This is a genomic window from Vibrio sp. CJQ_6 (assembly GCF_043106745.1).
GTDB classification, from domain to species: domain Bacteria; phylum Pseudomonadota; class Gammaproteobacteria; order Enterobacterales; family Vibrionaceae; genus Vibrio; species Vibrio furnissii.
In genome coordinates, this window is record NZ_JBICMV010000008.1 from 725,455 (window position 1) to 749,063 (window position 23,609).

Genomic DNA, 23,609 nt, shown 5'->3' on the forward strand with positions numbered 1-23,609 from the left:
AAACCGCAGCGTGGCCCGTTGGTTCATTCCGGGCTGCGTTGCCCTTTAAGGTAAAAAATTATGTTTCACGCTGTACTTAACGCCATCGCCCCTATCTTTGTTGTGCTGGGTTTGGGGTATTTTTGTGGCTACCGCAAAATTGCGGACAATAAAAATGTCGCGGTATTGAATGTGTTTGTGATGCGTTTTGCGTTACCAACCGCTCTCTTCACTGCAACTTGGCATACGCCGATGGCAGGCTTTATCGCAAAACTGCCTTTGATCGTGATTTTGGTTCTGGCGATGTGGATTCTGTGGGCATTCACTTATTATGTGGCTCGCAAATGGTTCAATAAAGCACCGGCTCAAGCTGCGGTTTATGCGTTGACCATTTCACTGCCAAACTACGCCGCACTGGGTGTGCCAATTCTGAGTGAAACCATCACAGGTGCGAGCGGCAGTGACATCGCGCTGAACGTGGCGATTTCGATTGCGTGCGGTTCCATCTTCCTTTCACCACTGACTTTGATGGTGTTGGAAAAAGAGACCAAGGCCGAATACAGAAAAGCCTCGATGGGTTCATTGATTGTGCCATTACTGATCAAAGCACTGAAAAATCCAATCGTGCTTTGGCCGATTCTGGGTACGATTTTCTCTTGCTTGGGCACCACCATGCCAGAACTGTTGACGCACGCACTTAAACCGCTGGCAACTGCTGCGGGCGGCGGCGCACTGTTCCTGACCGGTCTGATTGTGTCTGCACGTAAACTGAATGTGAATGGCGCGGTGATCTTCGGTTTCGTGCTGAAAAACTTGGTGCAGCCAGCGATTGCGTTCGTGATTGCATCCGTATTGGGACTGCCTGCGACATTGCTTGCGGCTTCGGTATTCCTTATCGCACTGGCAACCGGTTTCTTTGGCGTGATGTTTGGCAACGGCTTTGGCGTGCAAGACGAAGATTCAGAAGGCACTTTGCTGCTGTCGACGATTCTGTTTGCAATCACAATGCCTCTGTTTATGTACTTCCTGCTATAAGGGGTGACATGATGGCGCTCGTCTTTCAACCACACGATTTATTATGGGTGACCGATCTGGACGATGATGGCACATTGCCTGAGTGGTTTGATCGTCAAGATCTCCAACTGCGTCCTGTAGTCGTTAGACGAGAACCGACACCTGTTGGTCGCATCGCGGTCGGATTGCGAGGCAGCAACCGTTCGCAGCGCCATGCCAGTTATGTGAACGCAGCGTCTGTGCTGCGTGTGCTGACACCCGAACAGATCGTCAATCAGCAGCGCTGGCATGATCGCAACGCTGTTCATCCTTTACCCCATTGGGCAACGCTTTCCCAGGTGGCTCAAGTGATGGCGCAAGCGCATTTAAGGTGGGGGATTACCGGTAGCTTGGGGTTTGAGTTAGCCACTGGCATCAATACCGCGAATCACCACAGCGACATCGATTTACGCGTCGTCAGTGCCACGCCACTCAATCGAGATGCGTGTCGCGACATTGCATTGCAACTCGCCCAACGAGACCAAAGACCCGATATTCAAATCGAAACGCCGTATGGCGCCTTTGCGATGAGCGAATGGGTCGTTGGGGAAGGCCGCGTTTTGGTTAAAAGCCAGCAAGGACCGTATCTCACTCACACGCCCTGGCAACCTCACTATTAAGGAGTTTCTCGTGGCTACACTGTTTACTTTTCCAGGACAAGGTACGCAAAAAGCCGGCATGTTGACCGAGCTTCAATCGTTTCCCATCGGCCAAGCGCTGCTCACTCGTGCCAGTGACCATCTCGGCCAAAATGTGTTGGAACTCGACAACGAAACCGCTTTGCTGGATAACCGAAACACGCAAGTGGCGCTGACCATTTGTAGTTACGCTTATGCCGAAATTCTACGCGCGATGGCGATCAAGCCTGATTACGTATTAGGCTTGTCGATTGGTGCATTTCCTGCCGCCATCAGTGCGGGTATCATCACATATGAACATGGGCTGGATTTGGTGTCTCGCCGCGGTGAATTGATGTCGCGCGCATACCCGCAAGGGTACGCGATGGCAGCCGTGATTGGCTTGCCTTTGCCGGTGTTAGAGCAACTGCTGGAAGCGGCGAGGGCAGCGGGGCATGTGGTGTATATCGCCAATATCAACACCGAATCTCAAGTGGTGATCTCCGGTCGCGTGGATTCACTTCAAGCGGTGTGCGAGATGGCGCTGGCCAAGCAAGCAATCAGCGCTCGTTTGCTCAAAGTGAATGTGCCATCACACTGCCAACTGCTAGCAGACCAAGCTGCGCAATTTGCTCAAGCGTTTGATCAGGTGAGCATCCAACGGCCAAAAATCACGTATGTGAGTGCCAATGCCGCCCGCGTGCTAGTTCCGCTTGAGCGCATTCGTGACGACCTGACTCACAACATGGCGCGCCAAGTGCATTGGTGGGAAACGGTGGCGATGCTCAAAGAGCGTGGCGTGACCTTGGCGATTGAAATGAAACCCGGCAGCGTGCTAACAGGCTTGTGTAAGGCCAGCATGCTGGATACTATTTCGGTGGCTGTTGAGTCAGAAAGCCTTGATAATCTGGCTGCGCTGATGCGCAAATATGGCTAAATAGTTGCCAATCAATCCCCCTTTCGATCTGTGAGAAGGCATGAATAGACGCATCCCAACTACCATCAAACGTCTGGAAATATTCATTCATTACATGGAACAGACCAACATGAACCAAGTCGCAGAAGCCTTGGAGATCAATACGTTGTCTGTGTACCGTGCGATTCACGCGTTGGAGGAAGATTTAGGATGCGTGCTGTTTGAAAAACGTGGTCGCAGCTTGGTGCCGTTGGATGCGGCCAAGATCCTGTATCAGCAGTGTGTGTCGGCGCTGAGCGACTTGTCGCGCGCCATTGATAACACGCAAATTGCGGCCGGCATTACGCCGAAGAAAATCCGAGTGGGTTCCGTTAATTCGCTGACCGTGGATTTAGTGCCGCATTTGCTCAAAGCTTATCGCGAGCGGCGACCAGATGTACAACTGGAGTTCCATTCCGGCTCAAACACGGACTTGGTCGACCGCCTGAAACGTTCCGAACTGGATGTGCTGATGATTTATGGCGACCATCACCTCGAAAACAATGCCAGCTACACCGCGATGAAACTGTTTGATGATCAGATCAGTTTCACGGTGGCAGCCACCAGCGAACAACCGCAACCCGCACAAATTCCCATTCAAGCGGACTACCTGCTTCAGCAATCGTTTATGACGCTTACCAAAGGGTTTGGTCTGCGTGAAGCATTTGATAAGGTCATTGACAAGTTGGGCGGGAAGGTGACGGTGCAGTCTGAATTCTCCAGCATCTTCGGGCTCAGTTTTGCGCTGCGCTCTGGTGATTATGCGGCGTTGTTACCATCTCGGCTCGCTGATATTTCGACGCAAATTGGTTTGAAGTTTTACCCGTTGGCGCCTGATATGGCTGAGTCTCACGGCATCTATTTGTTGATGAACCGAGCCAGTGAGCACAACCCCGCCATTCGTGCGTTGATCGCCGAATGCCGGATGTATAGCCTGCGCTGGCAACCGCATCAAAATTAGCAACTTGCTTTCTCAATGGTGGCGAGTTGTTAATGTTTAGCGGCACGTTCACCATTCAGTTCACACATCTTCTACCATTTCTCCCCACATCTTCACGCACACTAGGTGTCGAATAGGCGCTGTTCATGCTCAAGCAACTCATCCTGCTCGTTGAGATCTCGCGCCAGATCGTCTGGTGATTGATAACCATAATATTTCCACAGTCCGTCTTGGGGTAAATGGTATCTGCTGACCATCTCATTGAGCCATTCCTTTCGGGTGTCCATCAGCATCTGTTTCAGTTGTTGTAATAGTGCGTGCATCGCATACCTCCTGACCTGTTTGTGAGAGGTGCATTGTATGGTGCCATGTAACGGTGCAGGAGTTACATTCGCCTGATGATCAATACTTTTCGCTTATGTTTTGCTAACATCCGCTTCATTGTGGGTTAATCAATACTTTTTGAGTGATGTATGAAGGGGAAGTTAGAGCGCGTTCCACAGCGGATTGGTGTGTCATGGCGTTATCGAAAACTCCGTGAAGCGAGTAAAAGCTACGGGTGGCATTGTCACCATGAGTATGAAATTGCCATTCATCGCAACTTCATCGGACGATGTTTTGTCGGCAACTACGCCAGTGACGTTGACCACAATCACATGGTGCTGATTGGCCCAGGATTGCCGCACACCATTTATGCCGACGCACTGATTGATGCTCATGATTTGTGTGAAACTCACGTCATTTGGTTTCAAAAATCATGGGTGGAGGGGTTGATCGCCCAATGCCCCGAGTTGTCAGCGCTGAACGAGTTATTGGCAAATGCCCAGCAAGGCTTACAGTTTTCGCCGCAAACCGGGGAGCAGGTTTGTACTTTATTGGCCGATGTCCTGGAACTGCCGCCCGCTCGACAATTGGCACGGCTGATTGAGACGTTGTGTTTGATGTTGGAAGATGAGGAAACGATTCGATTAATCAATCCCATGGTGACGCATTCAGGCAAAGCGCAACGCCGAACAAACAGCAACATTGAGAAAATCGAAACCTATTTAATGGCGCACTTTGGCGAAAATATTTCACTCAATGATTTGGCTGAGCATCTGTTTTTAAGTGAAAGCAGCATACGACGTTTATTTACGGATCATTTCAATGAAAGTTTCACGCAGCGACTCAAGAAGATTCGTTTGAATGTGGCCTGCGACATGCTCGCTCATACCGATGTTCCGGTGAATGTGATTCGAGATAAGGTGGGGTATACAAACCAAGCCAATTTCAATCGCCAGTTTAAAGCGTATAAACGCGTCAGCCCCAGTGAATACCGGTCGGCCATGAAGCGCTATCGTTAGAGAAAAAAGAAAGGGTAGTGAGAAAAGCGATGGGATTGGTGAGGTGGGCCGTGCCTATTTGGGGAGCCCAGAAACGGTGAAAGCCCGATGTTGGTAGCATCGGGCTTTCGAATTTCTAGATTCTCGGATGGTAAGGCCGATTGTCTTATATATGCAAAAGGTTGGATTTAATCCAACTAATTCCTTGGTAGGGAATTAGATACGGATGAAGTCCATGTGCTCAACTTTTGGCTTGAACGCGTGACGTTGAACGTCTTGTGGCTTAACCTTAACTTCAGCGCCATCGATCACAAGAACGATTGCTTCGTAGAATTCAGGTTTGTCCATCTGGTTCACGATGTCATCGTGGTTCAGAGTGATTGATACTGGCGCAGCTTCACCACCGTAAACGATAGCAGGGAAGTTGCCAGTGTTACGTAGGCGGCGGCTCGCACCTTTACCTAGCTCAGTACGTACTACTGCTTCAAATTTCATAGTATTTACTCTCAAATTAGTAAATTAGTCATGTCACAGCGACAATGCGACCTTGTCACCGTGGTAAAGTTTCGATGTCAACAAAGCGTTAGCACCAAAACGAGCGCGGATACTACCATTCAAATGCGCTTCCGGCAATAGAAAAACATGGGCAAACACGCTGTTGGGCGTGGATTTAACCAATGTTTGCTGCTTTCACCACCTCGCTCTGTTTCAAGACGGCTTTTGGGGGCGACAATCACGCCGCGCCCGTTGCCTCAAACAATCACGAGGATATGGGGTGCAAGGGCGTCACAAAGTCGGTTGTTTGAGCCTTAAAACGGCGGACAATCCGCCCAGCTTGCTGCGTGAAAGAGTGAGCGCGCCCTGATAGCTGTGCGCCATTTCACTCACAATGTTCAAGCCCAATCCGGTGCCGGGCTGTGTTTCGTCGAGGCGCACGCCGCGTTTGACTGCGTCATGAAGTTTGCTGTCGTCAATGCCGGGGCCATCGTCCTCGATACAGATCTCAACCCATTTTTTATCGACGATGCGGCTATGCACGCGAATCAGCGAATGCGCCCATTTATAGCTATTTTCCAACAGGTTCCCCGCCATTTCATCAAAGTCAGTGGCGTCGACGGCAACTTCGACGTCAGAGTCGAGTTCGTTGACCAACACAATCTCTCGTTCTGCGTAGACTTTATCGAAGGCCATGGCAATCCGATCGACCCGCTCGCCGGGGCAAGTTTTCACCGCCAGAATATTCGCTGAACCGGCCATGCGGGTGCGGCCAAGGTGGTAATCAATCTGGTTTTGAATCTGCGTAATCGGCTGTAGCAAGGTGTCGCGTTGCTCTGGCGGCAATGACGCCACCTCGTTCTTTAACACCGACAGCGGCGTTTTCAGTGCGTGTGAGAGGTTGCCTGCATGATTGCGAGCGCGTTCAAGCAGCTCCTGATAATGAAACAGCAGGGCGTTGAGATCGTTCACCAATGGTGAAATTTCTTTCGGATAGGTTTCATCCAGCCCCGATTGTTCCCCTTTACGCAGCGCCACCAGTTCTTTTTGCATTTTACCTAATGGCCACAACGACCAAGAGATCTGCGCCGAAATTAACACCAAAACACCGATAAACAGCATGCCCAAAATCACCCATAACTGGCTCACAACTTGGTTTAGGGTCGCCATAATGGGGGCTTCATCAACACCGATCACAATCGAAATCGGGTTGGAAAACTCGGGCAAGTACACCGTGCGCGTTAAAATGACCAGCGGTTCATCTTTTGCGCCCAGATAGGTGGTTTTCAAACCATGGTCGTGCTTGGTCAGCGCTTTATCCCATAACGAGCGAGAGCGCAATTCTTGGCTGCCGACACTAGCGGTCCAATACAGGCCGCTGTAGGGTTGATAAAATCGAGGGTCAGACAAACGAATCGCAAGGCTCAAACTGCCGCGATTGTTGGCTTCGAGGTTGGCGGTGATTTCGTCCATCGACAGACGCAACTGGTTTTTGACATCTGACACCAGATAGTCTTTCACCAAGCTGGGAATGATGTAACCGGCAGATAGGATCATCGCACTCAGCCACAACGTGGCCGCTAACAATAAGCGGCTTTTGAGGCTGAGACGCTTGAACGGCGACGTTCTATTCGGCATGCAGTTGATACCCTAAACCGCGCACGGTTTTGATGATGTTCGGCGCGATCTTTTTGCGAATTCGGCCGATAAACACTTCAATGGTGTTGGAGTCGCGATCAAAATCTTGCTTGTAAATGTGCTCCACCAACTCAGTGCGAGAAATGACCTTTTCGGGGTTATGCATAAAGTAGGCGACCACCTTGTATTCCAACGCGGTGAGGTTGATGGCTTGTCCACGCCACATCACTTTGGAGCTGCGTGTGTCGAGGCTCAAATCGCCAATTTGCATTACCGGTGAGGCGTTGCCTGATGCTCGACGTAGTTGCGCACGAATGCGCGCGATGAGTTCCACCATTTCAAATGGTTTAGTGAGGTAATCGTCGGCCCCTGCGTTCAACCCTTCCACTCGCTGGGTTAAGGTATCGCGCGCGCTGAGAATGACCACCGGCGTGTTAATGTTCTCATCACGAATGCCTTTCAAAACGGTCAACCCATCAAGTTTGGGCAGGCCAAGGTCGAGGACAATCACATCCCATTCTTCAGACGTGGCGCGGTAAAGCGCATCAATGCCGTCTTGCGACAATTCGGGCACCCAGCCGGTCTGTTCAAGCGATGCAATGATTTGTTCACCCAGGCGAGCGTCGTCTTCCACTACCAATATTTTCATGATGTTACTCTATTTTTTGATGACGTCGAGGACGTTACGTCCACGAATAGACATTAGCTCAAGGGTGGCGGCGTTGTATTCCACACGAATCACTTTATTGTCATAAACCAGTTTCAGTTCATAAACCCATTCATCATCGTCTTCATCCAGTTCTACCTTAATGACGCGTCCATTTAACTGTTGGTCGATGGCGGCATACAACTCGGAAAACGGGCGAATTTTGCCTTGGCGAACGGCTTCAAACACTTCGTCTTGGTCTTCGTCGATTTTGACGCGCGCCCCTTCTTTGTAGGCGTCTTGGATAAATTCATGCGATACATCGTCGCCCGCGAAAGCTGGCAGAGAAAGGCTGCTGCAAAGAGCAAGGCATGCGAACGCTTTCATGTGTCGATTCAACATATTAGCTACCTGTTCAGTCACATGCCGTCAGTATATAAAAATGAAAATGAATAGAAAGTGAATCAACCGTGTTGCGGCGATTAACTCAGTTCATCTGCGAAGATTTTGTCACGCATTTTCCAGAAGCGGCCCGATTTACGGGCAATCACAAATTGGGGCGGGCGAAAGCGGTGTTGATTGTTGACCACTTTGCTGGGCGACGCTTCCTCGAACGGGCGGTGTTTGTCGGCCAAATGCGGACGCACAAAGCGCTCTTTGAACGTGGCTTTTTGTTTGGCTGTCGTGAGCGACCAAAACTCATGCACCTGCGCGTTGTTGTCTCCGCGGTAGGTCACTTTGAGTTGGGACTTGCCTTTGTCGTCTTTCAACACCGACAAATCCATTTCAAGGCACTCAAATACCAACGCATCTTTCAGATTCAGCGCTTCTTTGAGTTTTTTGTCGGGATCCACCAACGTCGCATCGCACTCGTGGCAAATACGTGCTGCGATGTCGTTGTCTGCACCGCATTCGCCGCAGTATTTGGCGCGAAAGCGATAGCCGCAGTGTTCGCGCTCACCGGTTTCTTCATCGGTGAAATACCCTTGGCAGCGGCGGCCGTAGTGTTCAATCAAAAAACCGTTGCTGTCGAGTTTGCCCCAAAAGTTGTTGTTAAAGCCGCAAGCCGGGCAGGGAATGGTGATGATTTCACTGTCGGAATCGGGTTTGGGATCGCCAACTTCCGGCTGATATAAATCGTAGGTGTTGCCCGCATAATCAAGCACCAGACATTCGGTTTTCCCCGGCGAAAGGCGCAAACCCCGCCCGACGATTTGTTGATACAAGCTGACCGATTCGGTGGGGCGCAAAATGGCAATCAGATCCACGTGCGGCGCATCGAAACCGGTGGTCAGCACCGACACATTGACGAGAAACTTTAACTCCCGTTGCTTGAAGCGTTGAATGATCGCATCACGCTCGGGCGATGGCGTATCGCCAATCACAATGTCGGATTCCGACTCTGGCAGCAAGCTGAGAATTTCCTGCGCGTGGCGCACGGTGGCGGCGAAGACCATCACGCCTTGTTTGTCGGCGGCGAGTTGAATGATTTGCGCGACAATTTGCGGTGTGGCGCGTTTTGACTGCTCGATCACCAAATCCAAGTCGGATTCTTTGTAACGCCCAGTGTTGGCAGGTTTCAACTGCGAGAAATCATAGCTCAGTACGGGCGCGTCAATCAGCCGCGCTGGGGTGAGAAATCCTTCATCCAACAGATAACGAATCGGCAATTCAAAAATGCAGTCGCGGAAAAAACGTGGTTCTTCGCTGCGCACCAAACCGCGCGTGTGGTACTGATAAATCCAACCCATGCCCAAACGATACGGCGTGGCGGTCAGGCCCAACACTTTCATGCCCGCATTGAGTTCCAGCAGGTGGGTGATAACTTTTTGATAGCTGCTGCTTTTTTCGTCTGGCACGCGGTGGCATTCGTCGATCACCAACAGCGAAAACTGGTTTTTGAATGCGTCGAGGTTGCGTACCACCGATTGTACTGAGGCAAACACCACTTGTTGATCGGTCTCTTTGCGGCCAAGGCCTGCTGAGAAGATGGCGCCTTTGAGGCCATAGCCTTCGTACTTGGCGTGGTTTTGTTCCACCAACTCTTTCACGTGTGCCAACACCAACACGCGACCTTTGGCTAAGCGCGCCAATTCGGCGATCACCAAACTTTTACCAGCGCCGGTTGGTAGCACAATCACAGCGGGGGTTGCGTGTTGACGAAAGTAGTGGATCACTGCTTTCACGGAATCGGTTTGATAGGGGCGAAGTGTGTACATGCGGGCCAGCGATAATATCGGTGAAATAGTTCAACTATTTGGTGTCAGCCCGCTATAATACCCGACTTCAAGCAGATGAGGTATTCATGCGTTTAGATAAATTCTTGTGTGATGCGCTGGGCAGCACACGAAAAGAAGCCACTCAGATTCTAAAAAGTGGCGATGTAACCGTTGATGGTAAAGTTCAAAAAAGCGGTTCAGTCCAAGTGACGGAAGCATCCGTGGTGGCATGGCAAGAGCGCCAACTGTCTCTGACGGGGCCACGTTACATTATGTTGTATAAGCCGGAAGGGTTTGTTTGCTCGCATGAAGATGGCTTTAACCAAACGGCATTTGTTCTGCTCGATGAAGTGAATATGCGCGGCCTGCATTTTGCGGGTCGTTTGGATGTGGATACCACGGGCTTGGTGCTGATCACCGATGATGGCCAGTGGTCTCACCGGATTACGTCGCCGAAGCACAAGTGCGACAAAACGTACCGTGTGTGGTTGGCCGATGCGGTGCAAGCGGATTACGCTGAGCAATTGGCTCATGGGATTGAGCTACGTAACGAGCGTGAACTGACGCTGCCTGCGCACATGGAATTGGTCAACGCTGATGAAAACGAAGTGCTGCTGACCATTCATGAAGGCAAGTACCATCAGGTGAAACGCATGTTTGCGGCGCTCGGAAACAAAGTCGAAGCGCTGCACCGCGAGCGCGTGGGCGAGATCGTGCTGGATGAGTCCTTGGAACCGGGCGAATACCGTTACCTCACGGAAGCGGAAGTGGCGTCCATTTGGAAGTAACTGATGACTCTGTCAGGAAACAAAAGGTAAATTAGGAAATAGTTTGTTTCCTAATAAGAACTAGAAGTTTACGCGTATTTCCCTAATCTGTGACGCGTTTACTCAATGATCGAAGTGCGGCACCTTGTTGTCGCACTTCGTATTTTTATCAAAGTGGAGATTTATGACCTCGAATACTGCTTCCCCTCAGCATGATGCTTCGAAGCTCGGTTTTCTGTTGTTTGTGGTGCTTGGCGCGATTGGCGCGTTAACCCCATTGGCGATCGACATGTATCTACCCGCGATGCCGGCGATTGCTCGCGATCTCGGTGCCAGTGCCGGCGCGGTTCAAATTACGTTAACGGCCTATACGGCCGGGTTTGCTATCGGCCAACTTTTGCATGGCCCCCTTGCCGATAGTTACGGCCGTCGTCCGGTGATGCTGTGCGGCATTCTTCTGTTTGCCATCGCATCCATGGTGAGTGCGACCACCGATGGCATTGATGCGTTAACCATGATTCGTGCAGCGCAAGGGTTTGCTGGCGCGGCGGCGGCAGTGGTGATTCAGGCGGTGGTGCGTGATATGTTCGACCGCGAAGACTTTGCGCGTGCGATGTCGTTTGTGACGCTGGTGGTGACGTTAGCACCGCTGTTGGCGCCGATGATCGGCGGGCACTTAGCGGTTTGGTTTGGCTGGCGTTCAATTTTCTGGGCGTTGGCGATTTTTTCTGCGGTGGTGATCGCGATGGTGTTCTGGAAAATTCCGGAGACGCTGTCTGCCGAAAATCGTCAGCCGCTGCATTTTAAAAGCACCATCAAAAACTACGTTCAACTGTGTCGCAATAGCGAAGCGATGGGGCTGATTTTCGCTGGTGCGTTTTCGTTCTCCGGTATGTTTGCCTTCTTAACAGCCGGTTCGTTTGTGTACATCGATATTTATGGCGTCACGCCGAATGAGTTTGGTTACTTGTTTGGCCTGAACATTGTCGCCATGATTGCGATGACCAGCCTCAATGGCCGCGTGGTGAAGAAAGTGGGTTCACATGCCATGCTGCGCTTTGGTTTGTTCGTACAGTTGCTGGCGGGGATTGGCTTGTTCGTCGGTTGGCTCATGGGCGTAGGATTATGGGGCACGGTGCCGTTTGTGGTGCTGTTTGTCGGCTCCATTTCTACCATTGGTAGTAACTCCATGGGGCTATTATTAAGTGGTTACCCGCGCATGGCGGGAACGGCATCCTCTTTGGCTGGAACGTTGCGCTTTGGTACGGGGTCGCTGGTGGGCGCGCTAGTGGCCGCGATGCCCGGTGACGTGACGTGGCCAATGGTTTTCGTGATGGCCGGATGTTCGGTATTATCAGCAAGTTTTTATTGGATCTTAGGAAGAAAAGCGTAGTGGCAGATTACTACTTGGAAATTCAGAATGTCGTCAATACGGCATTGGCAGAGTTAGATGCTGAACATCGTTCAGGCAAGCTGGTGAATGCACCAGTGGCCAATAATCATTTTTTGGTGCATTGGGTAACCAAGGCACTTAAAGGCCAACGTTTCCATCGTTGTGTGGTGGATGATCTCACGCGCTGGCAGAAAGCAGGGCGTTCTAAAGGCAATCAATCTGAATTGCTGTTTACCTTCAAACGTATTTCCGCATATTACGCGTCGTTTTTTAATGACGCACGCGACAACACCATCACCGATAAGAAAATCGAGCAGTTCCTCGACACGATGGAGCAGGACGGTTGGGAAGTTTCGACCTCTGAGCCGCTGGTGAACTGTGGCAAAGTGCAGATTTTCACGGATGGACAAAACTCACTGGCGCTGTGCGCTGCACAATGTGAGTCCTGTTTTGAAGGGGAACTGCTGACCAAACCAATGAGCTGGTTTGTCCGTGGTCATCATGCTGGGTTTGTTGAGAAAGCGGCAGCGGCCGGATTCATGCTGCACAAGCGCACCGATTATAAATCCAACGTGAAATATCACGGTGAATACCTTGTTTACCCGGGCAATATGGGACTGCAGGTGGCGGAAATTCCGCTGTCATTCAAAGCGGACTGATGCCCAAACAAGCTGATGTTCGACACGGATTGACATGAACGGGGTCGATTGAAGGAACGCTTTGCGGCATTCCTCTAACATCAGGTAAAAAGTAACATCAGATAAAAAGTAACATCGGAGAAAAAGGCGCTGAGATTCAGCGCCTTTTTTGTTGCGCTTTTTTCACGATGGCTTTCACCATGCCGTTAAAAATAAACAGATGCGCGGGCATCATGGCAAACCAATACAACAAGCCCAGAAAACCTTGTGGATGCCACCACGCGGTGACGTTGAGCTCGCGTTTGCCGTTCACCTCTTTGATAGTAAATTCAAGGCGCCCCAGCCCCGGGCCTTTCATGCCAAAGAACAGCGACAAAAAGCGATTGGGTTCGCTGCGAATGACTTTCCATGAGTCGATAAAATCTCCTACCTGCAACTCTGGCCCCGGCGGACTGCGGCGCACTGGCTTGCCACCGCCGAAGAACAGATCGAGCCACTCGCGCGTGCGCCACAATACGTTGGCAAAGAAATATCCTTCTTCACGGCTACCGATGGTACGAATCACCGCCCATAATTGCTGTGCACTCACGTCGGTGGTGATGGTGGCTCCCGCTTGTTTGGGGTAGTAGCCAAAACCCGGTTGCCAACGGTTGAGGGCATTGGGATCAAAGCCCCACACTTCGGTGCGTACAAAGACCCCTTCCTGATCAATGGTGTGTTTGGTCGCATCGTAATAACTGATCAACGGTTGCGGATAACGCTGCTGAATCTCTTCTGCATGGGCGACATAGTCGTGTGATAAGCCGTCAAGCAAGGCACGACCGATACTCGATGGCACTGAGGTAACCAACCCAAGCCAGTACGACGCCATGCGCGGCGTGAGGAGTGAGGTCGACCACAGGCGAAACGGCTTTTTCGCCAATTCGCAAATCACGCGAAATTGTTCGCGGTAGGTGAGGGTATCCGGGCCACCTGCTTCAAATAGCTGATGTGTGGTTGGCGTCTCTTTCGCTAGATTGAGCAGGTAATGATTGAGGTTTGCCAGCGCAATTGGGTTGGCTTTGGAATCTACCCATTTGGGCGCAATCAAAACCGGTAAGTTATAGACAAAATCGCGCATGATCTCGAACGCCGCCGAACCGGGGCCGATGATCACGCCGGCGCGCAGCTCGGTCACAGGTACTTGACTTTGGCGCAAAATATCGCCGGTTTCACGCCGTGCTTGCAAGTGCTCGGAGTGACCCGAGTGTGGTTGCAAGGCACTCAAATAGATGACGTGCTGAACCTCGCTTTGATCGAGCGCGTGTTTAAAGTGATGCGCGAGTGAAAGTTCGTAATCGACAAAGTCATGGCCTTGTGCCATGCCATGAACCAGAAAAAACACCAAATCAAATTGTGGCACCAGCGCCAGCGTGGCTGCTTCATCGGCAAGATCCAATGGGGTGATGGTGAGCTGAGGATGGGGCGCAATGCGCATGGTGAGATAGTCGGTGTGGCGTGACGCTGCAGTGACTTGGTACCCTTCTGCCAGTAGCAGGGGCAGCAGTTGAGAGCCAACATAGCCGGACGCACCCAGCACGAGAACTTTCTTCATTCGTCATCCTTTGAATGGAGTGGTGTGATTATGAGCATACGCGTATAATAGCTGCTCATTTTTCCCCTTGCTATCAAACTCTTGCCTTTGAGGTGGTCTGTTGTCTGTTATCTCTCAAGTTTTACATCACACTCGGGGTGATTTTTTCCGCCGTTTAGTGGCGATTGCGCTGCCCATCAGCCTGCAAAGCATCATGTTTTCGAGTCGTGGTCTGGTCGACGTATTAATGCTGGGCCAATTGGGAGAAGCAGAGATTGCCGCCGTGGGCGTGGCTGCGCGCGCGACGTTTGTCACCACCATTATGTTGGTGGGCGTGACCACCGGCGGCGCCTTATTGACGGCGCAGTATTGGGGTGCAGCGAACAAGCAAGGTGTGCGTGAAAGTACCGCACTGACTTGGTTGGTCTCGATGTTCTTTGCCCTGTTTACCGTGGCGCTGTTTTTAATCTTCCCCACTCAGATCATGGGATTGACAACTGATTCGGCGCGAGTCAACGAACTGGGCACGCAATACTTGGTGATCACGTCATTTAGCATGTTTGCGGTGGCGTGCGTCAGCAGTATGGCCGTTGGTCTGCGCGCAATGCACAAACCGGGCATCAGCACCTTCTTCAGCGGCATTGGGATTTTATCCAACGTCTTCCTGAACTGGATTTTGATTTTCGGGAAGTTCGGTTTTCCGGCAATGGGCATTCAGGGCGCGGCGATTGCGACGCTACTCAGTGGTTTGATTGAAGTCGCAACCTTGTATGGTTACCTCTACGGTAAACATCACTTGTTGGCCTTCCACCTTGGTGACATTCGCGCCGTGATAGTGTGGAAAACCATTGCGCGTTTTCTTAAGCTCTCGCTGCCGACCACCTTTAATTTCCTCGGCTGGGCAGGGGGCTTGTTTGCTTATCACGCCATCATGGGGCAAACCGGCGTGCAAGGCTTGGCGGCGCTGTCGGTGATGACGCCCGTTGAATCTATTTCTCTGAGTTTGCTGATTGGTATGTCGAATGCGGCGGCGGTGTTGGTGGGGAACCAACTTGGCGCGAAGAATTTTGAGGCTGTTTATTATCAAGCGCTGGGGATCACCTTCCTCAGTTTGGGCGTGGGAATTGTGGTGGCGATGCTGCTGTTTGTTGTACAAATTCCGATCCTCAACTCGTTTAGTGCTCTAACGGTTGAAACCCGTGAGTTGGCTGAAGAATTCATCATGATCTTGAGTTTGGGCATTGTGCTGCGCTCGATTCCGATGACGATTATCGTGGGGGTACTGCGCGCGGGTGGGGATGTAAAATTCTGCCTCGGCCAAGACATGATCGCACAATGGGTGATCGGCATTCCTTTGGCGGCGTTTGCAGCAATTTATCTCCATGCGAAACCAGAATGGATCTATTTACTGTTTTTAACAGAAGAAGTGGTGAAATGGTTTGGGTCAATATGGCGCATGAAAAGCAAGAAGTGGATGCGCAATTTGATTGAAAACTAGACGTAAAACCATTTTGTAATGCATTTAAGTGCATATTTTGTGATCTGATATCCAAATTACTTCCTGTTGAAAGGGATTTAGTGTAGATTCTCAGTCCACTTTCCAATGACGACGAGCGATTTAATGTTACAGCTGATAGACCTGTCCAAAGGCTATGTGGATGGCGATGAATTCCACCCTGTATTGCAGGGAGCGCAGTTGACGTTAAATCAAGGCGATCAGTTGGCATTGATGGGCGAGAGCGGCTCGGGCAAGAGCACGCTACTCAACCTGATTGCCGGGCTGGATACCGCAGATTCTGGTGAAATTTGGTTTCCCGGATTTGGCATGCATAATAATGCCGAACACAAACGTACTGCCTTTCGTCGTAATAACATCGGTCACGTCTTTCAGCAGTTTAACTTGCTTCCCACCCTGAACATTGCCGACAACATCCGATTCTGCCGTCAGCTCAAAGGCTTGCCGGAAGATCAGGGGTTATGGCGTCAAATCCTGTCCGCGCTCGATCTCATGCCGCTGCTGGGACGTTATCCTGAAGAGGTGTCTGGTGGACAACAACAGCGTGCAGCCATTGCGCGTGCGCTGTATATGGAACCGACGCTCTTGCTTGCCGATGAACCGACCGGAAGTTTGGATGAGCGTAATGCAGAAGCGGTGATGCGTCTGTTAACCTCGTTGGCAAGGCAACTGGAGTGCACATTACTGTTGGTGACCCACAGTGAAAAAGTAGCGCAACACATGGAAGGTTGCATTCGTCTCCAGGGAGGACAACTTCATGTTATGGCCCGTAGTTAAAGCACTACTTGGGCATTACCGTCGCTACCCACTGCAGATCTTTCTTGTTTGGCTGGGACTTACGCTCAGCGTTTCGCTATTGGTGGGCGTGACCGCCATTAACCAACATGCACGTCAAAGCTACGAGCATGGCGAAAAATTATTCTCCAATCCATTACCTTATCGCGTTCGTACCAAACACGCGGCCAATAAAATCCCGCAAGGTTTCTACGTTCAATTACGCCGTGATGGCTTTATTCAATGTGCCCCGTTTGATAACTATCGTTTGACCACCAAATCTGGCGTGGACATGACGCTGATCGGCATCGACCCGGTGGCCATGTTGCCGCTTGGCAATGGCAAAACCCTGAGTGAAATGCACACACTGGCGTTGATGACGCCGCCGTATCCGATTATGGTCAGCAAAGATTTTGCCTCCATCCAAGGTTGGGCGAATGGTGACTTTATCAAGTTGGATGACGGCTCGAAACTCGGCCCCGTATTGATTGACAGCAATAACCTGATCAACGGCACGCGCGTGATCGCCGATTTGTCACTGGTGCGGATGCTGAAGAAAAGCGCGGGTCTATCGGTGATTGCGTGTAGCGACATGCCGCCAGAAAAACTAGAAGCGCTGAAAAATTCGCTGCCCAACGGCATGACATTGGTGCGCAGCACGCGCTCAGAGCTGGAATCACTCACTCGCGCGTTTCACATGAACCTGACCGCGATGGGTATGCTCTCCTTCTTGGTGGGGTTGTTTATCTTCTATCAAGCGATGTCACTTTCGTTGATTCAGCGTCAGCCGCTGGTGGGAATTTTGCGCCAAACCGGTGTGTCAGGTTGGCAATTAGCGAAAGCTTTGTCGATTGAGCTATTTGGCCTCGTTGTTTTGAGCTGGGTGTGCGGGAACGTGTTTGGTCTGATTCTGGCCAATCAACTCATTCCATCCGTATCGGCGAGTTTGGCGAACCTGTATGAAGCGAACGTTGGGTTATCGATTCGTTGGGATTGGTCGTGGAGCAGTTACAGTCTGTTCATGGCAATTTTCGGTGCATTTGCTTCGTGCGCTTGGCCTTTGATTCGCTTGTTACGCTCACAGCCGGTGCGTTTGACGACGCGTCTTTCTCTGGTACGTTTTGCTGGCTCCGAGTTTACGTTGCAGGCTTTGGTGGCGTGCGGCTTGGGAATTGCTGCGTTTGCAGTCTACCAAGCGCCGAAAACCCAATCTTCGGGTTTTGCGATTATTGCTTTGATGTTGCTCAGTGCCGCGCTGGTCACGCCATTCTTGATCTGGAAAGTGTTCCTTAGTTTTTCCTACACGTTACGTTGGGTCAAAGTGCGTTGGTTCTTTGCTGATGCAGCGGCGAGTATGAGTTACCGCGGTGTGGCAACCATGGCATTCATGTTGGCGATGGCGGCGAATATTGGCGTCGAAACCATGGTCGGCAGTTTCCGCGACACCACCGAAAAATGGCTGACACAACGTTTGGCGGCGGATGTGTATCTTTATCCAACCAACAGCTCGGCATCGCGCATGAGTGATTGGCTGATCAAGCAACCTGAAGTGCAAGATGTGTGGTGGCGCTGGGAGAAAGACTTCTCCACCGACAAAGGGGTGTTGCAGGTCGTCAGTACCGGCGCATCCGACGGTGAGCTGGATTCACTGACGGTGAAGTTGGGCGTGCCAAACTATTGGTATCATCTACACAATTCGCGGGGCGTGATGATCAGTGAATCGATGGCGATCAAACTGGGCATTCGCCCGGGCGATTACATCGATTTGTCGATGCCGTTGGGGCAGGGCTGGCTGGTTGTCGGCGTCTATTACGATTACGGCAACCCGTACAATCAGGTGCTAATGTCGCATCGCAACTGGCTGTACGCCTTTGCGGGCACAGGGAATGTCGCTTTGGCAGTCAAACTGCACGAAGGCATTCACGGCGAAGGACTGAAGAAACGTTTGGATACCGTCTTCCGCCTCGACTCGGAACGTATTTTTGATAACACCGGCATCCATCAACAGGCGATGCGCGTGTTCGACCGCACGTTTGCTATTGCCGGAACACTGGGTAACATCACGCTCTTGATCGCTGTGTGCGGTATCTTCTTTGCTACCTTGGCGGGAGAAGTGTCTCGTCAGCGTCATATTTCGCTGCTGCGTTGTTTGGGCGTATCCGGCAAAGAGTTGGTGATCATCGGCGCGTTGCAACTGTTTGTATTCGGCGCCATTGCGTTGCTGATTGCGATGCCGCTTGGGATCGCGCTAGCGAAATTGGTGGTTGATGTGGTTATTCGTCAGTCGTTTGGATGGACCATGGAACTGCAACTGATCCAAGGCGCGTATGCGCGCACGGCCTTGTGGTCGATGTTGGCCTTGATTGTCGCAGGCGCACTGCCCGTGATTCGCTTGGTGAGACAGTCAGCGATGAAGTCGTTAAGGGATGCGCTGTAATGAAGACGCTGAAGAAAAACATGAAGTTAGCGGCGGCAACGCTGGTGTGTGTGGGCATCATTGCGTTGATCGGCTACCTGACGTACTTGCTGTTTTTTACTCAGAAACAGGAAAGTCACGGCGATGACCTTCATTCGACGCTCACTTCGCAGCGCCATCAGGTGTACGAGCCGGTTTTACCGAATCATCCGGTGACGCTGCCTAGCGATTTTGCATTTCATCCCCAGTTTCAACATGAATGGTGGCATTTCTTCGCCAACGTGACGGACGAAAATGGCCAACATTACGGCGTGCAATGGAACTATTTCCGCATCGCCAATGACGACAGAAACACCATCGGTTGGCAAAGTCCTCAGCTTTATTTATCGCACACCGTGATTTCGACGCGTGACCACGTTTGGCGCGAACAGCGGATTGCGCGTGGTGGTATTGGTCAAGCGGGCATGAATAGCCAGCCGTTTCGTTTGTGGATCGATAACTGGAATTGGCGCTCACTGGGCAATGGGCCGCTACCGGGACTATTGAGTGTCAATACCGATTCCTTTGCGCTGTTGCTGCAAATGACCGCGTCAGGTCCTTACGTGCTGCCGGGCGATAAAGGGTATCAAACCAAACACGATTTATTACCAGTGGCATCTTACAACATTCAAGCGCCTTTCATTCAAGTGCGTGGCAAACTCCAACTGAGTAAAAATACCCCACCAGTGACGGTTGAAGGAACAGCGTGGGTGAGTAAAGAGTGGGGCAGTGGCCTGTTGGCTGAAGGGCAACAAGGTTGGGATTGGTTTGTGTTGGAACTTGATGACAGTACCACGTTGACCGTCAGTCGTTACCGCCATTCATTGCAACTGCCTTACGTGTTTGGCACGTTGTCGACCAAGGATGGCAAGGTGATTGCGCTGAAAGAGTCTGACATTCAGATCAAGCCTGTGCACTTAACGTCACTTGCGAATGGGAAATCGGTGCCGCTGCAATGGCATATTTCAATTCCAAGCCAGAACATCAACATCTCTACCAGCGTGCTCAATCAACATTTGTGGTTGCCGTTTGCACTGCCATATTGGGAAGGCCCGATTTACGCCGTGGGGTCACATCGCGCTAAAGGTTTCATGCAGTTAACCGGTTACTGAACCATGTTTGCGAACGTGAGTCGCCATCAAACATGAGCTATACATCAAACATGGGTTATATTTTATTGGGAACCACTCAGTGGTTCCCGTTTTGTTATGTACGCGTTCGAAAATGTAGCGTTTTATTTCCTATACTTATATTTCGGCCTTTATCGACGGAATATACGTACCATTGGCTTTAATTGTTCGGTTTTTCCGATGCTAAGCTTCATTACAAGCGATTTTTCAACCAATCTGCGAGTGGCTACACTATTTGCCTATTCTTAAGTATCGTTTATTAACATAACAATAAGGACGATGAAATGACTGATATGATTCGTGACTTCTTTAAATTGGAGTCCGCCGGGGGAATTATCCTAGTGATTGCCGCAGTGGTCGCTATGACAATTGCCAACTCTCCTTTAAATGACGTTTACCAAGGCGTACTGCACAGTTACGTGATGGGTATGTCGGTATCTCACTGGATTAACGACGGCCTGATGGCGGTGTTCTTCCTGTTGATCGGCCTCGAAGTCAAACGTGAATTATTGGAAGGTGCATTAAAATCCCGTGAAACGGCGATTTTCCCAGCGATTGCTGCAGTGGGCGGTATGCTGGCACCGGCACTGATCTACGTTCTATTTAACGCAGGCGATCCAGAAGCGATCCAAGGCTGGGCAATCCCAGCGGCGACGGATATCGCATTCGCACTTGGTATTATGGCATTGCTGGGTAAGCGTGTCCCTGTGAGCCTCAAAGTCTTCCTGCTGGCATTGGCCATCATTGATGACTTGGGTGTGGTTGTCATCATCGCGCTGTTCTACACCAGCGACTTGTCAACCATGGCGCTTGTGGTCGGATTTATCATGACAGCCGTGCTGTTTGTGATGAACGCAAAACACGTAACGAAGATCAGCTTATACACCGTTGTGGGTCTGATTTTGTGGGTAGCCGTACTGAAATCTGGCGTCCACGCAACACTTGCGGGTGTGGTTATCGGTTTCGCGATTCCACTGAAAGGCAAAGCCGGTGAGCATTCACCACTGAAACACATGGAACATGCGCTGCATCCGTACGTTGCATTCGCTATCCTGCCTCTGTTTGCCTTTGCAAACGCAGGGATCTCACTGGACGGTGTGTCGATGTCTGGTCTTGCGTCAACATTGCCTCTGGGCGTGGCGTTGGGTCTGTTGGTTGGTAAGCCTCTGGGTATCTTCAGCTTCAGTGTGGCTGCCGTGAAATTGGGTGTGGCGAAGTTGCCAGAAGGCATTAACTTCAAGCATATCTTTGCGGTGTCTATCCTGTGTGGTATTGGTTTTACGATGTCGATCTTTATCTCATCACTGGCATTTGGTAGTGCACATGCCGACTACGATACCTACGCACGTTTGGGTATTCTGATGGGCTCGACGACCGCCGCCATTCTTGGTTACGTCCTGCTGAGAATGTCTCTACCAAAAACAGCCGCTCAGTAATTCGACCGGATGCATAGAATCAACAAAGGCCCCGATGTTCGGGGCCTTTTCTTTTTAGAACCATTGTCGAATGTTGGAAAGACTACTTTTTCAAGGTCGAGAAAATCGTCCACTCTTCGACCACTTTCTCTTTTAGGCCAACCACGGTGGCCGTCACACGTCGGTTTACGGCGTGCGCAGAGTTGGTATCTCCGTCATCCAACAGACGTGTTTCACCAAAACCGATGATGCGCACGCGTTTGGGCGAGATGCCATAAGAGAGTAGTTTCCTTTCCACCGCTTCAGCGCGTTTTTGTGAAAGTTCTTGATTGTATTCATTGGTCCCCACTTTACTGGTGTAACCCTGAATCTCAATGGAAGCACTCTGATAGGTTTTCAAAAATTCAGCCATGGCCTGAATTTGATCGGCAAACACGGGGTTTATCTCATACGAGTCATTGGCGAACAGGATGTGCAATTGACGCTTCGCCGAGTTTCGAATCACTTCGCCGCAGCCGTCATTATCGATCTCTGCACCAGACGGTGTACCTGGGCAAATATCACGCGCATTGACGACACCATCGCTGTCATCATCTTGCAAATCAGCAATCTGATTCGCTTGCGGCGCCTCCATATAGTCATACTCATCGTTGGCATACGCCGGAAAGGTCAACAGACTCGCCAGTATGGAGATTGAAAAGAGTTTAGTCGTCATATCAGTACTCCACTTTCTGTGTCCATTCTTCCGGAACATCCACCAACAGGGCATCGATCAACACACCAATGGCGTTCATCACGCGATATTTGGCGTATTGCTCGGCGTAGTTTGCGTCGAGATAGTCTTTACGAGCTTCAAACAGTTCGTTTTCGGTGTTGAGTAAATCCAGCAACGTACGTTGGCCGATTCGATACTGTTTCTCGTAGGCAATGACCGTCTGCGAGGCAGAATCGACATGGTCTGCGAGGAAGTTTTTCTGTTGCAGTGTTAAGTCGAGCGCACTCCAAGACAGACGCAAGCTTTCTTCGATTTCGCGATAGGCGTTATCACGTAAATCTTTTGCTTTATTGAGTTGGTATGCAGCACTTTCACTGCGGTCGCTATCGCTGCCACCGTTATACAGGTTGTATTTCAGACGCAGCATGGCCACCGTTTCACTGGCTCCACCTTCATAGCCGCCCGCATCGTCTCGCCATGTTTGACGGGCTTCAATAGAGAGCGTTGGGTAGTTGGTGCCTTTCGACTGCTTGTATTGAAAGCGTGCCGAGTCGACGTCTGCGGCTGCAATCTGAATGACAGGGTGACTATCAAACGCTTCCACCAGTGCATCAGACAAAGACAATGGGATTTTAGACACATCCGCGCGCGGATAGAGCAGGCCCAGCGGCTCTTGTCCCACTAAACGCCGGAACTGCGTGTGTGTGTCGAACAAGTTGTTTTGCGCTGCAAGTAAGTTGCCTTGCGCTTTGGCGATCCGCGCTTCGACTTGCGTTAAGTCCGCCGTCGAGCCGACACCCGAATCAACCCGTTTTTTGATGTCACGATAAATTCGTTTATGCACCGCCAGATTACTCTCTGACAGAGCCAAGACTTCCGTCGCTTTCACGGCATTGAGGTAGACTTTGGTGACTTCCAACGCCATGTTGGACGCATCATCAAGAAGTTGTAGACGAACGGATTCAGCTTCCGCTGCTGTGCGATCCATGTCGTTGAGCGTGGCGTTACCGTCCCACAAAAGTTGGTTGAGGATGATGCTGGCTTCCTTTCGAGTCAGATCCGTATCGTCTCGGCCCACTGTATAAGCAGGTCGAATGCCTTCGTAACCGATCCCGGCATCTAAATCGATCGTCGGTAAGTAGGCGCCACCAGAAGCATCGCTTTCTTTCGCGCTACTGACGAACTGGTTGTAACTGGCTTTGATTTCAGGATTGTTTGCTAAAGCAAGCGCAACAGCCTGTTCTAACGTTTGGGCTGAAGCTTGAAGCGGCAAAAACAACAAACATCCTGAGAGAAGTGGAATGTTCCGTTTCACAGGGGTGCTCCTATGGTTTTTATGGGTCTGTTGCTTCTCGCGTTTCCGATCATC

Annotated in this window: 22 protein-coding genes; 13 read left to right on the forward strand and 9 right to left on the reverse strand. The window is 50.9% G+C overall.

From position 1 onward, the window contains the following. Nucleotides 1-60 precede the first annotated feature (60 nt). From ACF8PK_RS05530 to ACF8PK_RS05545, 4 genes are read left to right on the forward strand one after another with little or no spacing between them, the layout of a single operon-like run. The gene (locus tag ACF8PK_RS05530) at nt 61-1,014 is read left to right on the forward strand and encodes an AEC family transporter (protein ID WP_055466227.1); all 954 of its coding nucleotides are present in this window, start codon (nt 61-63) and stop codon (nt 1,012-1,014) included. An 8-nt stretch (nt 1,015-1,022) separates the two neighbouring features. Further along, nucleotides 1,023-1,652 (forward strand): malonate decarboxylase holo-ACP synthase, encoded by a 630-nt coding sequence (locus tag ACF8PK_RS05535; RefSeq protein WP_392440445.1) that lies wholly within the window; start codon nt 1,023-1,025, stop codon nt 1,650-1,652. Between the two features lie 10 nt (nt 1,653-1,662). Then, complete coding sequence (locus ACF8PK_RS05540; RefSeq protein ID WP_392440447.1) at nt 1,663-2,586, forward strand: ACP S-malonyltransferase; 924 nt, start codon at nt 1,663-1,665, stop codon at nt 2,584-2,586. A 40-nt stretch (nt 2,587-2,626) separates the two neighbouring features. Next, nucleotides 2,627-3,565 carry a LysR family transcriptional regulator gene (locus ACF8PK_RS05545; RefSeq protein WP_082469494.1) on the forward strand — a complete coding sequence of 313 codons (939 nt, stop codon included), beginning with the start codon at nt 2,627-2,629 and terminating at the stop codon, nt 3,563-3,565. 101 nt (nt 3,566-3,666) lie between these two features. Here ACF8PK_RS05545 and ACF8PK_RS05550 read toward each other — a convergent pair whose 3' ends face one another. After that, nucleotides 3,667-3,867 (reverse strand): hypothetical protein, encoded by a 201-nt coding sequence (locus ACF8PK_RS05550; protein ID WP_154181234.1) that lies wholly within the window; start codon nt 3,865-3,867, stop codon nt 3,667-3,669. A 150-nt stretch (nt 3,868-4,017) separates the two neighbouring features. Here ACF8PK_RS05550 and ACF8PK_RS05555 point away from each other — a divergent pair, with 150 nt between their 5' ends. Then, complete coding sequence (locus tag ACF8PK_RS05555) at nt 4,018-4,887, forward strand: AraC family transcriptional regulator (protein WP_055466232.1); 870 nt, start codon at nt 4,018-4,020, stop codon at nt 4,885-4,887. 195 nt (nt 4,888-5,082) lie between these two features. Here the strand turns inward: ACF8PK_RS05555 and rplY are convergent, their stop codons facing one another. The 5 genes from rplY to ACF8PK_RS05580 form a co-directional block, all read right to left on the reverse strand. Further along, a complete protein-coding gene (gene rplY, locus ACF8PK_RS05560; RefSeq protein WP_004725590.1) occupies nt 5,083-5,361 on the reverse strand; it encodes a 50S ribosomal protein L25 in 279 nt (92 codons plus the stop codon). A gap of 291 nt (nt 5,362-5,652) precedes the next feature. Further along, a complete protein-coding gene (locus ACF8PK_RS05565; protein WP_392440451.1) occupies nt 5,653-6,999 on the reverse strand; it encodes an ATP-binding protein in 1,347 nt (448 codons plus the stop codon). Next, nucleotides 6,989-7,648 (reverse strand): response regulator transcription factor, encoded by a 660-nt coding sequence (locus ACF8PK_RS05570; RefSeq protein ID WP_014204965.1) that lies wholly within the window; start codon nt 7,646-7,648, stop codon nt 6,989-6,991. Before ACF8PK_RS05570 ends, ACF8PK_RS05565 begins: the two co-directional genes overlap by 11 nt. A gap of 9 nt (nt 7,649-7,657) precedes the next feature. Continuing rightward, nucleotides 7,658-8,047, reverse strand: coding sequence for a PepSY domain-containing protein (locus tag ACF8PK_RS05575; RefSeq protein ID WP_004725598.1), 390 nt, complete (start codon nt 8,045-8,047; stop codon nt 7,658-7,660). An 80-nt stretch (nt 8,048-8,127) separates the two neighbouring features. Continuing rightward, nucleotides 8,128-9,864 carry a DEAD/DEAH box helicase gene (locus tag ACF8PK_RS05580; protein WP_055466234.1) on the reverse strand — a complete coding sequence of 579 codons (1,737 nt, stop codon included), beginning with the start codon at nt 9,862-9,864 and terminating at the stop codon, nt 8,128-8,130. Between the two features lie 86 nt (nt 9,865-9,950). Here ACF8PK_RS05580 and rsuA point away from each other — a divergent pair, with 86 nt between their 5' ends. The 3 genes from rsuA (at nt 9,951) to ACF8PK_RS05595 (ending at nt 12,683) form a co-directional block, all read left to right on the forward strand. Then, nucleotides 9,951-10,652 carry a 16S rRNA pseudouridine(516) synthase RsuA gene (rsuA, locus tag ACF8PK_RS05585; protein ID WP_014204967.1) on the forward strand — a complete coding sequence of 234 codons (702 nt, stop codon included), beginning with the start codon at nt 9,951-9,953 and terminating at the stop codon, nt 10,650-10,652. A gap of 163 nt (nt 10,653-10,815) precedes the next feature. Further along, the gene (locus tag ACF8PK_RS05590; RefSeq protein WP_004725604.1) at nt 10,816-12,024 is read left to right on the forward strand and encodes a Bcr/CflA family multidrug efflux MFS transporter; all 1,209 of its coding nucleotides are present in this window, start codon (nt 10,816-10,818) and stop codon (nt 12,022-12,024) included. Next, nucleotides 12,024-12,683, forward strand: coding sequence for a DUF2913 family protein (locus tag ACF8PK_RS05595; protein ID WP_014204968.1), 660 nt, complete (start codon nt 12,024-12,026; stop codon nt 12,681-12,683). The genes ACF8PK_RS05590 and ACF8PK_RS05595 overlap by 1 nt, the downstream gene beginning before the upstream one ends. Before the next feature lie 136 nt (nt 12,684-12,819). Here ACF8PK_RS05595 and ACF8PK_RS05600 read toward each other — a convergent pair whose 3' ends face one another. Further along, on the reverse strand, nt 12,820-14,256 hold the full coding sequence (locus tag ACF8PK_RS05600) for a DUF2867 domain-containing protein (protein ID WP_392440455.1): 1,437 nt from the start codon (nt 14,254-14,256) through the stop codon (nt 12,820-12,822). Nucleotides 14,257-14,356: 100 nt separating this feature from the next. Here ACF8PK_RS05600 and ACF8PK_RS05605 point away from each other — a divergent pair, with 100 nt between their 5' ends. From ACF8PK_RS05605 to nhaA, 5 genes are all read left to right on the forward strand, one after another. Next, nucleotides 14,357-15,733, forward strand: a complete 1,377-nt coding sequence (locus tag ACF8PK_RS05605) for an MATE family efflux transporter (protein WP_038151056.1) — start codon at nt 14,357-14,359, stop codon at nt 15,731-15,733. A gap of 123 nt (nt 15,734-15,856) precedes the next feature. Further along, nucleotides 15,857-16,528, forward strand: coding sequence for an ABC transporter ATP-binding protein (locus tag ACF8PK_RS05610; RefSeq protein ID WP_004725612.1), 672 nt, complete (start codon nt 15,857-15,859; stop codon nt 16,526-16,528). Then, on the forward strand, nt 16,509-18,962 hold the full coding sequence (locus ACF8PK_RS05615) for an FtsX-like permease family protein (RefSeq protein WP_004725614.1): 2,454 nt from the start codon (nt 16,509-16,511) through the stop codon (nt 18,960-18,962). The genes ACF8PK_RS05610 and ACF8PK_RS05615 overlap by 20 nt, the downstream gene beginning before the upstream one ends. Beyond that, nucleotides 18,962-20,092 (forward strand): lipocalin-like domain-containing protein, encoded by a 1,131-nt coding sequence (locus ACF8PK_RS05620; protein ID WP_143678930.1) that lies wholly within the window; start codon nt 18,962-18,964, stop codon nt 20,090-20,092. Before ACF8PK_RS05615 ends, ACF8PK_RS05620 begins: the two co-directional genes overlap by 1 nt. A gap of 302 nt (nt 20,093-20,394) precedes the next feature. Next, a complete protein-coding gene (nhaA, locus tag ACF8PK_RS05625) occupies nt 20,395-21,546 on the forward strand; it encodes a Na+/H+ antiporter NhaA (RefSeq protein ID WP_004725618.1) in 1,152 nt (383 codons plus the stop codon). Nucleotides 21,547-21,628: 82 nt separating this feature from the next. On the opposite strand, the gene ACF8PK_RS05630 is transcribed toward nhaA, so the two are convergent. Both ACF8PK_RS05630 and ACF8PK_RS05635 read right to left on the reverse strand, forming a co-directional pair. Then, nucleotides 21,629-22,240, reverse strand: a complete 612-nt coding sequence (locus tag ACF8PK_RS05630) for an OmpA family protein (protein ID WP_038151059.1) — start codon at nt 22,238-22,240, stop codon at nt 21,629-21,631. Between the two features lies 1 nt (nt 22,241). Then, the gene (locus ACF8PK_RS05635) at nt 22,242-23,519 is read right to left on the reverse strand and encodes a TolC family outer membrane protein (protein ID WP_392440614.1); all 1,278 of its coding nucleotides are present in this window, start codon (nt 23,517-23,519) and stop codon (nt 22,242-22,244) included. Between the last annotated feature and the right edge of the window lie 90 nt (nt 23,520-23,609).